Annotated in this window: 13 protein-coding genes; 5 read left to right on the top strand and 8 right to left on the bottom strand. The window is 73.6% G+C overall.

All coding sequences use genetic code 11. From position 1 onward, the window contains the following. Positions 1-148: 148 nt before the first annotated feature. Positions 149-538, top strand: a complete 390-nt coding sequence (locus QSK30_RS13470) for a hypothetical protein (protein WP_285502759.1) — start codon at positions 149-151, stop codon at positions 536-538. Here QSK30_RS13470 and rho read toward each other — a convergent pair whose 3' ends face one another. The 6 genes from rho to QSK30_RS13440 form a co-directional block, all read right to left on the bottom strand. Continuing rightward, complete coding sequence (gene rho, locus QSK30_RS13465) at positions 539-2683, bottom strand: transcription termination factor Rho (protein WP_285502757.1); 2145 nt, start codon at positions 2681-2683, stop codon at positions 539-541. A 443-nt stretch (positions 2684-3126) separates the two neighbouring features. Continuing rightward, the gene (gene thrB / locus QSK30_RS13460; RefSeq protein ID WP_285502755.1) at positions 3127-4005 is read right to left on the bottom strand and encodes a homoserine kinase; all 879 of its coding nucleotides are present in this window, start codon (positions 4003-4005) and stop codon (positions 3127-3129) included. Beyond that, positions 4002-5078: a threonine synthase gene (gene thrC, locus QSK30_RS13455; RefSeq protein ID WP_285502754.1), complete on the bottom strand. Its 1077-nt coding sequence runs from the start codon at positions 5076-5078 to the stop codon at positions 4002-4004. The genes thrB and thrC overlap by 4 nt, the downstream gene beginning before the upstream one ends. Further along, positions 5075-6382 (bottom strand): homoserine dehydrogenase, encoded by a 1308-nt coding sequence (locus QSK30_RS13450; protein WP_285502752.1) that lies wholly within the window; start codon positions 6380-6382, stop codon positions 5075-5077. Before QSK30_RS13450 ends, thrC begins: the two co-directional genes overlap by 4 nt. Beyond that, positions 6379-7818 carry a diaminopimelate decarboxylase gene (lysA, locus tag QSK30_RS13445; protein ID WP_285502750.1) on the bottom strand — a complete coding sequence of 480 codons (1440 nt, stop codon included), beginning with the start codon at positions 7816-7818 and terminating at the stop codon, positions 6379-6381. Before lysA ends, QSK30_RS13450 begins: the two co-directional genes overlap by 4 nt. A 6-nt stretch (positions 7819-7824) precedes the next feature. Further along, entirely contained in the window at positions 7825-8559 is a 735-nt protein-coding gene (locus QSK30_RS13440) for a DALR anticodon-binding domain-containing protein (RefSeq protein WP_285502749.1), read from the bottom strand. A 58-nt stretch (positions 8560-8617) separates the two neighbouring features. On the opposite strand from QSK30_RS13440, the gene QSK30_RS13435 reads away from it, so the two are divergent. The 3 genes from QSK30_RS13435 (at position 8618) to QSK30_RS13425 (ending at position 10994) form a co-directional block, all read left to right on the top strand. Next, a complete protein-coding gene (locus QSK30_RS13435; protein ID WP_285502747.1) occupies positions 8618-9355 on the top strand; it encodes a thioredoxin-like domain-containing protein in 738 nt (245 codons plus the stop codon). Positions 9356-9471: 116 nt separating this feature from the next. Further along, complete coding sequence (locus QSK30_RS13430; RefSeq protein ID WP_285502745.1) at positions 9472-10308, top strand: thioredoxin-like domain-containing protein; 837 nt, start codon at positions 9472-9474, stop codon at positions 10306-10308. Next, entirely contained in the window at positions 10305-10994 is a 690-nt protein-coding gene (locus QSK30_RS13425) for a DUF305 domain-containing protein (protein WP_285502743.1), read from the top strand. The genes QSK30_RS13430 and QSK30_RS13425 overlap by 4 nt, the downstream gene beginning before the upstream one ends. A 114-nt stretch (positions 10995-11108) precedes the next feature. Here the strand turns inward: QSK30_RS13425 and QSK30_RS13420 are convergent, their stop codons facing one another. Next, positions 11109-12023 carry a cation diffusion facilitator family transporter gene (locus QSK30_RS13420; RefSeq protein WP_285502741.1) on the bottom strand — a complete coding sequence of 305 codons (915 nt, stop codon included), beginning with the start codon at positions 12021-12023 and terminating at the stop codon, positions 11109-11111. 155 nt (positions 12024-12178) lie between these two features. Here QSK30_RS13420 and QSK30_RS13415 point away from each other — a divergent pair, with 155 nt between their 5' ends. Next, positions 12179-13333, top strand: a complete 1155-nt coding sequence (locus QSK30_RS13415) for a lytic murein transglycosylase (protein ID WP_285502739.1) — start codon at positions 12179-12181, stop codon at positions 13331-13333. Positions 13334-13345: 12 nt separating this feature from the next. Here the strand turns inward: QSK30_RS13415 and QSK30_RS13410 are convergent. Then, positions 13346-13908, bottom strand: a 563-nt coding sequence (locus tag QSK30_RS13410) for an ABC transporter ATP-binding protein (protein ID WP_285502737.1), incomplete at its 5' end; no start/stop codon positions are given.

Below are 13908 nucleotides of genomic sequence, written 5' to 3'. Positions count from 1 at the left end.
GCCAGATGGCCAGACACCCGCTTCAACACGGGCCGCCGACGCGGTATTCCAACCGCTCGTCGGACGGGGTCGACCTCCCGCCGCAGGTGCCCACCCGCTCACCGACGGTAGTCTGACGCGCCGACCGCACGGCACGCAGACTTGCCGGGTGCGCTTCGTGGTGGGCGAACCGATCTCGATCCGGGCCTGGCTGGCCACGCCGCTGTTCTTCGCCGCCGCCGTGCTCGGGCTCACCGCGCTGGGCGGGCTGCTGCTCGGCGCGTCCTGGCAGGTCACGCTGTCCAGCGCGCTCTTCGGCGGGGCCGCGGCGGTCACCCTCGCGCTGGCCACCTCGGTCGGCTGGCACTCCGCCGAGCAGCGCGGCGCGCTCGCGCCGACCTACCCGGTGCTGGTATTCGCGGCCGGGCTGGTGCTGCACGACGTGCGCGTGCCGACGCTCTGGGCGGTCACCATCGGTGTTCCCGCCGCGGTTGTGCTGGCCGTGGAAATGACGAGTCCCCGCGCGCCGTGGGCGCGCGGGGACTCGAACCGCGACTGACTAGTCGTCGTTCCCGGACGGGGTGGTCTTGGCCACCTGCATCAGGAACTCGATGTTCGTGCGGGTCTTGCGCAGCCGGTCGAGCAGCAGCTCGATGGCGGCCTGGCTGTCCAGCGCGTGCAGCACGCGGCGCAGCTTCACGGTGACCGCCAGCTCGTCCGGGGAGAGCAGCAGCTCTTCCTTGCGGGTGCTGGACGGGTCCACGTCGACCGCCGGGAAGATCCGCTTGTCGGCGATCTTGCGGTCGAGCTTGAGCTCGGCGTTGCCGGTGCCCTTGAACTCCTCGAAGATCACCGTGTCACCCGCGGAACCGGTCTCCACCAGCGCGGTGGCGAAGATGGTCAGCGAGCCGCCGCCCTCGATGTTGCGCGCCGCGCCGAGGAAGCGCTTCGGCGGGAACAGCGCGGTCGAGTCGACACCACCGGACAGGATGCGCCCGGACGCCGGGGCCGCGAGGTTGTACGCGCGGCCCAGCCGGGTGATCGAGTCGAGCAGCACGACCACGTCGTGGCCCATCTCCACCAGGCGCTTGGCGCGCTCGATGGACAGCTCGGCCACCGTGGTGTGGTCGCCCGGCGGGCGGTCGAAGGTCGAGGCGATGACCTCGCCCTTGACCGACCGCTGCATGTCGGTGACCTCCTCCGGCCGCTCGTCGACGAGCACGACCATGAGGTAGACCTCGGGGTTGTTGGTGGTGACCGCGTTCGCGATCGCCTGCAGCACCGAGGTCTTGCCCGCCTTGGGCGGGGACACGATGAGCGCGCGCTGCCCCTTGCCCACCGGCATCACCAGGTCGATGACGCGGGTGGTGAGGATGTGCGGCTCGGTCTCCAGGCGGAGGCGCTCGTTCGGGTAGAGCGGGGTCAGCTTGGTGAACTCGGGGCGGTTCTTGGCCTGCTCCGGCTCCAGGCCGTTGATCGTCTCCACCCGGACCAGCGGGTTGAACTTCTGCCGCTGGGCCTCGCCCTCGCGCGGCTGGCGGACCAGGCCGGTGATGGCGTCGCCGCGGCGCAGCCCGTACTTGCGGACCAGCGAGAGCGAGACGTAGACGTCGTTCGGCCCGGCGAGGTAGCCGGAGGTGCGCACGAACGCGTAGTTCTCCAGCACGTCCAGCACACCCGCGACGGGCAGCAGCACGTCGTCGTCGCGCACCTCGGTGTCGTTCTGACCCGTGGTGCCCTCGGGACGGCCACCCCGGCGGCGGCGGTCGCGGAACCGACGGCCGCGACGGCCACCGCGCTCGTCGTCGTCGTCATCGTCCTCGGGACCGGTGGCGCGGTTGTCTTGGCCGCGGACCTGCTGGCCACGGTCCTGCTGCCTGCCGTCCTGCCGGTCGCCGCGGTCCGGGCGGTCACCGCGGTCCTGGCGGTTGTCCCGGTCCTGCCGGTTGTCCTGCCGGTCCGGGCGGTCCTGCCGCTCGCCGCGCTCGCCCCGGTCCGGGCGGTCACCGCGGTCCTGGCGGTCACCCCGGTCCTGGCGGTTGCGGTCGCCGCGCTGGCGCTCGCTGCGCGGCGGGCGCTCGCCCGGGGCCCGCTCGCCCGGGGCCCGCTCGCCCTGGGTCCGCTCGCCCTGGGTCCGCTCGCCCTGGGTGCGCTCGGGCTGCTGGCGCTCCTCGACGCGCGCGGGCCGCGCCTGCTCCGGTGCCTGCTCGACGACCGGGGCCGCGACGGCGGCGGGCGCCTCCGGGCTCCCGGCGGCGCGGCTGGCACCGCGGCGGCGGCGGTTGTCCCGACCGCTCTCGCGGGCCGCCTCCTGCGGCGCCTCGGCCGGGGTTTCCGCCTTCTCCGGCGCGGGGACCTCGACCGCGGTCTCGGTCGGCCGCACCTCGGCGGGCTGCTCGGCCTTGGCCGCGCCCCGCTTCGGCTTGGTGACCGGCGCCGGGGTGTCGGTGCCGTTGAGGGGCAGCTGCTGGGCGGTGGCCCCGCCCGGGCCACTCCCCTGCCGCTCCTTGATGGCAGCGATCAGATCGCCCTTGCGCATCCCCGCGGTGCTGGCGATCCCCAGCGTCCCGGCCAGCTCGCGCAGCTCGGCGAGCACCATGCCGGAAAGCCCCGCCCGCCGACGGGGCGCGGCCCCGTTGGCGGACTTCTCAGCGGGGGCCTGCGACTCGGCGGCGTCGCTGCTCAACAGATCGGTATTGCTCACACATGTCCTTCCTGACCGGTCCCCGCCTCCTACGTGGACCAGCGGACCGCCGTCCGTCGGAATGCGAGACGGCGTATCTCTGCCCCGTGTGCGCGCCATCGTCGCGAGCTGGGCCACTGAACCGGGCCAGTCGGACGACTCGGTCGCCAACAGGGAGCATCTGGTCACCACGGTCGTCGGGTACCTGCGAGCCCCGGCCCAGCCTCGGTGAGGACAGAGCCGATACCCCGGCAGATGATGCGACCCCGGGAAGAGGTCCCGGGAACGACACCGGGCGCCCGTGCGCGCGGTGACTGAACGACCCCGAGGGTAGACGGCCGTCACTCAAGGTGCAACAACCGGCTCACAGCGCGTCGCCCCGGAAAGCCGCTGTGGCGCGGTGATCTGAGTCACCCGGCCCTCTTGGCGGCCGATAACGTCCAGGTCACAGGCGCTGTCCCGACTCATCCGAGTGGGTCCACGCGTACACCCACACGGTCCACGGCCAGCGGACGGACGGTGAACCCCGCGAGGTCGACGCCCGGCGGCAGGGCACTGTCCGTGGTCAGTGCCAGGACCGTCGGCCCAGCCCCGGAAACCGCCGCGGCGACACCGTGCGCGCGCAGGTCGCGCACCACGCGCAGGGTGTCCGGCCAGGCCTTCTCCCGGTAGTCCTGGTGCAGCGTGTCGGCCGTCGCGGGCAGCAGCAGGTCCGGTCGCTCGGCGATGGCGTGCACCGCGAGCGCGGCCCGCCCGGCGGCGAACGCGGCGTCGCCGTGCGGGACCAGACCCGGCAGCAGCCCACGCGTCACGTGAGTCGCCGACTGTCCGGATGGCACGATCGCGACCGGACGCAGGTCCGCGTGCGGTTCCACCCGGACCGCGCGGAACCGGGAACTTTCACACCAGGCCAGCACAAGGCCACCGAGCAGGCTGGCCGCGACGTTGTCGGCGTGGCCCTCGAACTCGGCCGCCAGATGCAGCGCGTCGTCGTCCAACGGCTTGCCCGCGAGGCCGTAGCCCGCCGCGACACCGGCGACGATCGCCGCCGCCGAGGACCCCAGGCCGCGGGCGTGCGGGATGCCGTTGACGCAGTCCAGCACCAGACCACCGGGCTTGAAGCCGAGGTGGTCGCAGGCCGCGCGCAGCGCGCGCAGCACCAGGTGGGTCTCGTCGAGCGGCACCTCGTCGGCGGCCTCGCCGGTGACCCGGACGGTCAGGCCGTCCGGCGCGGGCCGGACCTCGACCACGTCGTAGAGGCCCAGTGCCAACCCGAGCGCGTCGAAACCCGCGCCCAGGTTGGCCGACGAGGCGGGGACCCGGACGCGGACCCCGCCGCTCACCTCAGGTCCAGCGCGGAGGCCACCGCCGAGGCGTCGACCGGGACCGGCTCCACCTCGACCAGTCCGCGCAGCGCGGTGTCGGGGTCCTTGAGCCCGTGGCCGGTCACGGTGCAGACCACCACGGAACCCTTGGGGAGCCGCCCGTCCGCCGCGGTGGCGAGCAGGCCCGCCACGCTCGCGGCCGAGCCCGGCTCGACGAACACGCCCTCCCGCAGCGGGAGCAGCCGGTAGGCGTCGAGGATCTGCTCGTCGGTGACGGCGTCGACCAGCCCGCCGGACTCGTCGCGCGCGGCCACCGCGCCGGCCCAGGAGGCCGGGCTGCCGACGCGGATCGCGGTCGCCACCGTCTCCGGGTCGGGCACCGGCTCGCCGCGCACGATCGGCGCGGCACCGGCGGCCTGGAAGCCGAACATCCGCGGTGTGCCCTCGACCAGCCCGTCCTCGGCGTAGTCGCGGTAGCCGCGCCAGTAGGCGGTGATGTTGCCCGCGTTGCCGACCGGCAGGCAGTGCACGTCCGGCGCGCGGCCGAGCACGTCGCAGATCTCGTAGGCGGCCGACTTCTGGCCGATGAGCCGCACCGGGTTGACCGAGTTGACCAGGCCGACCGGGTACTCGGCCGAGGTCTTGCGGGCCAGCTCCAGGCAGTCGTCGAAGTTGCCGTCGATCTGCAGGATCCGGGCGCCGTAGGCGACCGCCTGGGCGAGCTTGCCCTGCGCGATCTTGCCGCGCGGCACCAGCACCGCGGAGGTCAGGCCCGCGCGCGCGGCGTAGGCCGACGCCGAGGCCGAGGTGTTGCCGGTGGAGGCGCAGATGACCGCCTCCAGGCCCTGGGCCAGCGCGTGCGTCATGGCCACGGTCATCCCGCGGTCCTTGAACGAGCCGGTCGGGTTGTGCCCCTCGACCTTGAGGTAGACGGTGCTGCCGGTCAGCTCCGAGAGGTGCGGCGCGGGCAGCAGCGGTGTGTTGCCCTCGCCGAGGGTGATCACCTTGGCGCCCGGGGGAACGGGGATCCGGCCGGGGTAGGCCGCGATGATGCCCGGCCAGCCCGGGCGGACACCGGTGGGGGTGGTCATGAGTCCTCGCCTTCGACGCGCATCACGCTGACCACCTCGTGCACGAACGGCAGCCCCGCGACCTTGTCCACAGTGGAGCGCAACGCGGCATCCGGCGCGGAGTGGGTCACGATGACCAGACTCGCGTCGGTGGCCCGCCCCTCTTGGCGCACGGCCGAGATGCTCACGTCGTGCTGGGCGAACACGGCGGCCACGGCCGCCAGCACGCCCGCGCGGTCGGCCACGTCCAGGCTGATGTGGTACCTGGTGGAGGCCTGCGCGATCGGGCGCACCGGCAGGTCGGCGTAGGCCGACTCGCGCGGACCGCGCCCGCCGACGACCCGGTTGCGGGCTACCGCGACCAGGTCACCGAGGACGGCGCTGGCGGTGGGTGCACCACCGGCGCCCTGCCCGTAGAACATCAGCTGCCCGGCGGCCTCCGCCTCGACGAAGACCGCGTTGAACGCCCCGTTGACCCCGGCCAGCGGGTGCCCGCGCGGGATCATGGCGGGGTGCACGCGCACCGCGACGGACTCGCCGTGCTCGTCGGCCACCCGCTCGCAGATGGCCAGCAGCTTGATCGTGCGGCCCAGGCCGCGGGCGGCGGCCACGTCGGCCGGGGTGACCGCGGAGATGCCCTCGCGGTAGACGTCGCCCGCGGTGACCCGGGTGTGGAAGGACAGCGAGGCCAGGATCGCGGCCTTGGACGCGGCGTCGTAGCCGTCCACGTCGGCGGTCGGGTCGGCCTCGGCGTAGCCCAGCCGGGACGCCTCGTCGAGGGTCTCGGCGTAGCCGGCGCCGGTCTCGTCCATCGCCGAGAGGATGAAGTTGGTGGTGCCGTTGACGATGCCCATCACCCGGGTGATCCGGTCGCCCGCCAGCGACTCGCGCAGCGGCCGCAGCAGCGGGATGGCACCGGCCACGGCGGCCTCGAAGTAGAGGTCGGCGCCGGAGCCGTCGGCGGCGGCGAACAGCTCGCCCGCGTGCTCGGCCAGCAGCGCCTTGTTCGCGGTGACCACGGACTTGCCCGCGGCCAGCGCGGCCAGCAGCCAGGTGCGGGTGGGCTCGATGCCGCCGATGACCTCGACGACCACGTCCACGTCCGGTCGGGCGACCAGCCCGGCGGCGTCAGTGGTGAGCAGCTCGGCGGGCACCTCGCGGTGCTTGTTCGGGCGGCGGACGGCGATGCCGACCAGCTCGACCGGGGCACCGATCCGGGCGGCCAGCTCGCCCGCCTGGTCGGTGAGCAGCCGGACGATCTGGGTGCCCACCGTCCCGCAGCCCAGCAGCGCGACCCTGATCGGTTTGGCGGCCTCGCTCGTCACGTCGTCGTCTCCAGTCGTAGCAGGTCGGCCACGGTCTCCCGGCGCAGCAGCAGCCGCGCCGAGCCCCCGCGCACGGCCACCACCGCGGGCCGGGGCAGCCGGTTGTAGTTGCTCGCCATCGAGTAGCAGTAGGCGCCGGTCGCGGCCACCGCCAGCAGGTCGCCGGGAGCAAGGTTGTCCGGAAGCCAGCAGTCTCGCACCACAACGTCGCCGGACTCACAGTGTTTGCCCACGACTCGGGACAGCACGGCCTCGGCGCCGCGCTCGCCCTCGGCGCTGGAGCGCGAGACCAGGCGGGTCTCGTAGACCGCGTCGTAGAGGGCGGTGCGGATGTTGTCGCTCATCCCGCCGTCGACGCTGACGTAGCGGCGCCGGGTGTCGTGGCCGAGCCGGACGTCCTTGGTGGTGCCCACCTCGTAGAGGGTCACCATGCACGGCCCGACGATGGCCCGGCCCGGTTCGACGGCGATCCGCGGCGGGTCGAGCCGGGACTGCTCGCACTCCTTGGTCACGATCGTGCGCAGCTGGTCGGCCAGCCACTGCGGCGGCGGCGGGTCGTCCTGGGCGGTGTAGGCGATGCCCAGGCCGCCGCCGAGGTCGACGGTGGTCAGGTCGGTGAGCGCGGCGGCGCCGTGCTCGGCGTGCAGCTCGGCCAGCAGGCCGATGACCCGGTGCGCGGCGACCTCGAAGCCGTCGGCGTCGAAGATCTGCGAGCCGATGTGGCTGTGCAGCCCGACCAGGGCCAGCCCGCCCGCCTTGAGCACCCGGCGGGCCGCCTCGGCGGCGTCGCCACCGGCCAGCGAGAAGCCGAACTTCTGGTCCTCGTGCGCGGTCGCGATGAACTCGTGGGTGTGCGCCTCGACCCCGACGGTCACCCGGATCAGCACGTTGGCGACCACGCCGCGCTCGCGGGCCAGGTGGTCGAGCCGGGCGATCTCGAAGAACGAGTCGACCACGATCGCGCCGACCCCGGCGTCGAGCGCCTCGGCCAGCTCGGCCGCGGACTTGTTGTTGCCGTGCAAGGTGATCCGCTCGGGCGGGAACTCCGCGCGCAGCGCCACGGCCAGCTCGCCGCCGCTGCACACGTCGATGCTCAGGCCCTCGTCGGCGACCCAGCGGGCGATGTCCACCGACAGGAACGCCTTGGACGCGTAGTGCACCACCGCCGGGTCGCCGAAGGCGGCCGCGTGCTCGCGGCAGCGGGCCCGGAAGTCGTCCTCGTCGACGACGAACAGCGGCGTGCCGTAGGTCTCGGCCAGCTCGCGCAGGTCGACGCCGGCGATCCGGACGGCCCCGTCCTCGTGCCGGACGGCGTTTCTCGGCCAGACCGACGGCACCAGGTTGTCGAGCGCGACCGCGCTGGTGGGCCGTTCGCTGGCGGTGTTGCTGGGCGGCAGGACTTCCGCGTGCCGCGGCCCAGCCGGGTGTGCCCTCATCGATCCCTACATTCGTTCCGGTGCGGTGGTTCCCAGCAGGGCCAGGCCGTTGGCCAGGACCTGCCGCGCCGCCGCGCACAGCGCGAGCCGCGCCGCGTGCGGCGGGCCGGGTTCCTCGTCCCCCTGGGGCAGGACCCGGCAGTTCTCGTAGTGCCCCTGGGCGGCCTCGGCGAGGTCGGCGAGGTGGCGCGGCAGCCGGTGCGGCGCGGCGGCGGCCCGGGGGAACCCGGCGATGACGCGCGCCAGGGCCACCTCAGTCGGGTGGTCGAGCAGTCGCAAGTCCGAAGTGGACGGCGCGAGTCCGAAGTCGACACCGTTGCGCAGCAACGAGGACAGCCGCGCGTGCACGTACTGGACAGTGCTCAGGTCAACGGCCGGATCGCGGTCGGCGGGCGTGCCGCCGCCGTACGCGGACCCGGCGGCGAGCACCTCGCGGACGACGCTGTCGACCTCGCCCGCGGCCAGCCGCAGGTTGACGAACCCGGGCGGCACCGCCTCGGCGTCGGCGATGGCGTCCTCGGCGCGCAGCAGCCCGGCCAGGCGGTCGGCCAGTTCCAGCGCGGGCACGCCGGTGTCCTTGGCGACCCGCAGCGCCACGCTGGTGGCGTAGTCGCCGTGCCCGGGGTCGCGCGGGCGGCTGACCTCGACCGCGGCGGGCACGGCGGCGGTGTCGAGCCCGCGCTCGCCCAGCGCCCGCACGGCGGCGGAACGAACCAGGTCAGCGAGCACGGCTGGGGTCACCGGGCAAGTCTAGGTATCCGGCTCCCCGGGGCGGCCCGGGGTCCATAGACTCACCCGCATGATGCGGTACGTGCGGCACCTGGCGCTGGGCGCCGCCTGCCTCGCCCTGCTCGGCTGCGGGAGCACCGAGTCGGGCACCCCGGTCGGGGTGGGCGCGAAGACGACCCCCGCCACCAGCGACGAGACCACCGCGGGTGATTCGACAGCGGGCAAGCCGACGGCGACCAAGAAGGCGTCGGGGGGCTTCAAGCCCAGCGACAAGGACAAGGACCCGACGAACCGGATCGACGGCGTCACCGAGCAGAAGTACGTCGCGGGCCAGCACGTGCGCACCCCGCAGCGGGTCGCCTACGACCACACTCCCCCGCTGGGCGGCGCGCACGACGCGGTCTGGGCGGCGTGCAACGGCGTGGTCTACGCGAAGGCCGTGCGCACCGAGCACCTGGTGCACTCGCTCGAGCACGGCGCCGTGTGGATCACCTACGACCCGGACAAGGTCAGGGGCGCGGCCGTGCGCACGCTGGCCGCGAAGGTCGACGGCGAGCCGTACACGGTGATGTCGCCCTACCCCGGTCAGCCCAAGCCGGTGTCGGTGCAGTCCTGGGGCAAGCAGCTGCAGGTGGACGGGGTGGACGACGCGCGGATCGACCAGTTCGTCCAGGCCACCCGCGCCAACCCGTACCTGACCCCGGAGCCGGGCGCCAGCTGCGACTCGACCACCTTCGACCAGGACGACCCGCCGCCGTTCGACCCGTCGCCGCCGGGGCCCGACGCGGTGCCGCCGACCGGCCGCTGACGGTGGTTGACACCGACCAGACACCGGTTGCCTAGACTGGCCTCCGCACCTGCCCAGGTGCGGTTTCCCCGTGACCCGGGGGAGCCAACTCCTCACGTCAGGTCCGAGGGACTTCCATGGCCAGCGGGACGCAGAAGCAGGGCCCCAAGAACGCCCGGGGCAAACAGAGCGCGGTGAAGGCGGCCCGGGCCTCGGTTGTCACCAAGAAGGGCACGCCCTGGGGCACCATCGCCGCCGTGGTGGCCGTGGTCCTGCTCGCGGCGGGCGTGTTCAGCTACGCCTACATCAAGGTCTCGGCGGCCGAGAAGTTCGTCGCGTCCGAGGACAACAAGGACCCGTCGAGCCAGATCCAGGGCGTAGTAAAGGTCGACTACGCCTCCGGGCAGCACGTGCAGTCCACCCAGCGGGTGGCCTACGACCAGAGCCCGCCCTTCGGCGGGCCGCACGACGGCGTGTGGGCCGACTGCACCGGCGTGGTCTACCCGACCCCGGTGCGCAACGAGAACATGGTGCACACCCTCGAGCACGGCTCGGTGTGGATCGCCTACAACCCGGACAAGGTGACCGGCGCGGCGCTGGACAAGCTCAGGGACAAGGTCGAGGGCACCCCGTACATGGTGATGTCCCCCTACCCCGGCCTGGACCGGCCGATCGCGCTGTCGTCCTGGGGGCACCAGCTCAAGCTGGACAGCGCCGACGACGAGCGGGTCGACCAGTTCATCAAGTCGCTGCGCACGAACAACTACGAGAACCCCGAGCCGGGCGGTCGCTGCGACAGCAACCAGACCGGGTTCGACTCGGCCAACCCGCCGCCGTTCGTGGCCGAGAAGCCCGGCGCGGACGCGGTCGGCATGGACGGCAAGGCCCCCGGCGCCGCCAGCGGTGCCCCCACGGCGCCCGCCACGACCCCCGCCGCGCCCGTGAGCACCTCCGCGGCCCCGCCGTCGCAGTGACCGAGGTCGACGAGCTGGAGGGCCCGCCCGAGTCCGCTCGGGCGGGCCGGTCCACCGTCGTCTACGTCGCGGCCGCCGTCGTGGTGCTCCTGGTGGGCGCCGCGATCGGCATGCTGATCACGCTGAGCGCGGTCGGCGGTGACGAGACCCCGGGCACCGACTCGATCGACGTCGGCTTCGCCCAGGACATGCGGGTGCACCACCTGCAGGCGATCACCATGGCGGGCCTGGCCCGCGACCGCAGCGACGACCCCGAGGTCCGCCAGCTGGCCTTCGACATCGAGTCCACCCAGCTCGACCAGAGCGGCCAGTTCAGCGGCTGGCTGACCATCTGGGGCCAGCCGACGCTGCCGCCCGCCGACCAGCCGCACATGCGCTGGATGGCCGGTGCCACGCACAGCCACGGCGCGGGCGAGTCGGGTGTGGAGCTGATGCCGGGCATGGCCACCAGCGCGGAGCTGGCCAAGCTGCGCGGCCTCAAGGGCACGGAGTTCAACGTCTACTTCCTGCAGCTGATGCTGCGCCACCACCACGGCGGCCTGGAGATGGCGGGCTACGCCGCGGGCCACGCGCGGTTGGACTACGTGCGCAACCTGGCGTCGAAGATCCAGCAGGGGCAGACCGCGGAGAGCACGTTGTTGACCAACATGCTCACCGACCGCAAGAGCCAACCCCTGCCGAACTAGCTCCGCGCGCGATCGCTTGCCGGACAACGCATTCGGCCGGCTGGGGCGGTGTCCGGTGTGGCCGGTCCGCCGAGCGGGGGCATTCCCGGGTCACCACTCCCGGGTCACTCCCGGTCACCAGGACAGTTGGCGGCACTTGGTGGCCGAGTCCGGCGCCTCGACCTGCAGCGTGGCGTGCTCGATCCCGTAGGAGTCGTGCAGCAGCTCACGCGCCGCGTCGAGCACCTCGGCCTGGGCGCACTGGCCGTTCATGGTCAGGTGCGCCGAGGCGACCTCCATGCCCGAGGTGAGCGTCCAGACGTGCAGGTCGTGCACCTCGGTGACGCCGGTGAGCGCGCCGAGCCGCAGCGCCATCTCCCCCACGTCGACCCGCTCCGGCGCGTGCTGGAACAGGATCCGCAGCGCCCGCTTGGCCAGCGCCCAGGTGCGCGGGAGCACCCAGAGCCCGATGGCCACGCCGATGATCGGGTCGGCCCAGCGCCAGCCGGTGGTCAGCGTGATCAGCGCGCTGACCAGCACCCCGACCGAGCCGACCAGGTCCGCGACGACCTCGAGGTAGGCGCCGCGCACGTTGAGGCTCTCGTTCGCGCCCTCGCGCAGCAGCAGGAACGAGACGAGGTTGGCCACCAGACCCGCGGCGGCGGCCAGCAGCACCGGCAGGCCCGCCACGGCCGGGGGATCGCTGAACCGGGTGACCGCCTCGGCCACCACGTAGCCCGCGACGCCGAAGAGCAGGACCGCGTTCGCCAGCGCGGCGAGCACCTCGGCCCGGTAGAGGCCGAAGGTGCGGTTCGAGCGGCTGCGCGCCCGGCGGGCGACGACGATCGCGGCCAGCGCCAAGCCGACCCCCACGACATCGGTGAGCATGTGCGCCGCGTCGGAGATCAGGGCCAGCGAGCCGGTCGCCACGCCGACCGCGAACTCCACCACCATGATCGCCGCGGCGATGCCGAACGCCGCCCAGAGCCTGCCCGCCAGCCGCCCCGAGGCGCTGGCGGTCGGGATGCCGTGCCCGTGCCCGTGTCCCACTGTGTCGCTCCCCTTCCGCGCCTCGTCGGCCAACATATAGTCGCATGCGCATGAGTTCAAGGTGACGTGACCCGATCGGGGGCGATCTCCACTCGAATGAGCGATCATGTTCCGCTCAGCGCGATCCGCAGTGCCCGCGCTGGTAGACGAAGCGGGTGGCCACACCTCGAAACCGCACCGTCCTGGGTACCGGCGGCGTGCGTCCCGTCACGGCGCTCGCGCTCGTCCTGCTGTCCATGGCGGCCTCGGCGGCGTACACGCCGACCTCCGCGCAACCACCGCCCGCCGCGGCGGCGGTGGTCGTGGCGCCCACGAGCGGACCGGTCGCGGGGACACGAGCGGGCAGCACAACCTCGCCGGTGCTGAACACGTTCACCGCGGTCGGCCCCATCGCGCAGCTGGCGCCGCTCCCCGCGGCCGCCCCGCCCACCGCGGAGCGCGCGGGGGTGCCCGAGAACGTGCTGGCGGCCTACGAGCGGGCGGAGAAGGCGCTGGCGGCCAGCCAGCCGGGCTGCGGGCTGCGCTGGTACCACCTGGCCGGGATCGGCAAGATCGAGTCCGGGCACGCGCGCGGCGGCCGGGCGGACGAGCGGGGTGACACCGCGCCGCGGATCATCGGGCTGGAGCTGTCCGGCGCCGGGGTCGCCGCGATCCCGGACACCGACGGCGGCGCGCTCGACGCGGACACCGACTGGGACCGCGCGGTGGGGCCGATGCAGTTCATCCCGTCCACCTGGCGCAGGTACGCCACCGACGGCAACGGCGACGGGGTCGCCAGCCCGCACAACATCTTCGACGCGGCGCGCGCGGCGGGCGACTACCTCTGCTCGGGCGGCTTGAACCTGGCCGACCCGGCGGGCCTGCGCGCGGCGGTGTTCCGCTACAACAACTCCGACGCGTACGTGGCGTCGGTGCTGACCTGGATGTTCACCTACTCCAACGGCGCCACACCGACCCCGCCCGCCCCGCCCGGGGCGGAGGAGCCGCCGCCGGTGGTCGTGCACCCGGTGGAGCCGCCGGAGCCGTTCCCGCTGCCGGAGCCGACCGAGGAGGCCAAGCCGGTCCCGTCGACGGTGCCGCTGCCCACCGAGCCCGCGCCGACCGAGCCCACGGTGCCGACCGACCCGTCGGTGCCCGCGGAACCGCCCACGGAGCCGTCGGTGCCCGTCGAGCCCACGCCGTCGGTGCCCCCGGCGGACCCGGCGGCGGTCGCGGAGTGCGGTCTGGTGATCGACGTCCCGGGCGCGGTGGGACCGGTCCCGCTGGACCTGTGCCCGGAGCCCGGCGCCGACGAGGGCACCGGGCTCTAGCCCGGGGTCAGGTCAGATCAGGCGGTCGCCGCTCTCGGGGTGGAAGACGTGGATCTCCTCGGGGTGGCGCAGGACCACCCGCACGGTCTGCCCGAGGCTCGGCGGCGTCCGCCCGTCAGCCCGCAACACCAACCGCGGCGCGGTGGGCTCACCGGCGAGGGAGCCGTGCACGAGCGCGTCGGCACCGAGCTCCTCGACCAGCTCGACGACCAGGTCGAAGGCGTTCGGGGTGCCCGGGGCGACCAGGCCGAGCGACTCGGGCCGGAACCCGAGGGTGACCTCGCTGAGGTTGTGCTGGCGGATCGCGGCAACGGTGTCCCTGGTCAGCGGCACGTTCAGCGCCCCGAGCCGCAGCGCCCCGTCGGCCACGGCCACGTCGCGCAGGTTCATCGACGGTGACCCCATGAACCCGGCCACGAACGCGTTCGCCGGCCGGTCATACAACGCACGAGGCGTGTCGCACTGCTGCAACAACCCATCCTTGAGCACGGCGACACGATGACCCATCGTCATCGCCTCCACCTGATCGTGGGTCACATAAATGGTGGTCGTCCCCAACCGCCGCTGCAGAGCGG

The sequence above is a fragment of the Actinokineospora sp. NBRC 105648 genome, from assembly GCF_030269645.1.
In the GTDB taxonomy this organism is placed as follows: Bacteria; Actinomycetota; Actinomycetes; order Mycobacteriales; family Pseudonocardiaceae; genus Actinokineospora.
The sequence above is the reverse complement of the archived record's forward strand: the minus strand, read 5'-3'. Positions and strand labels throughout refer to the sequence as shown.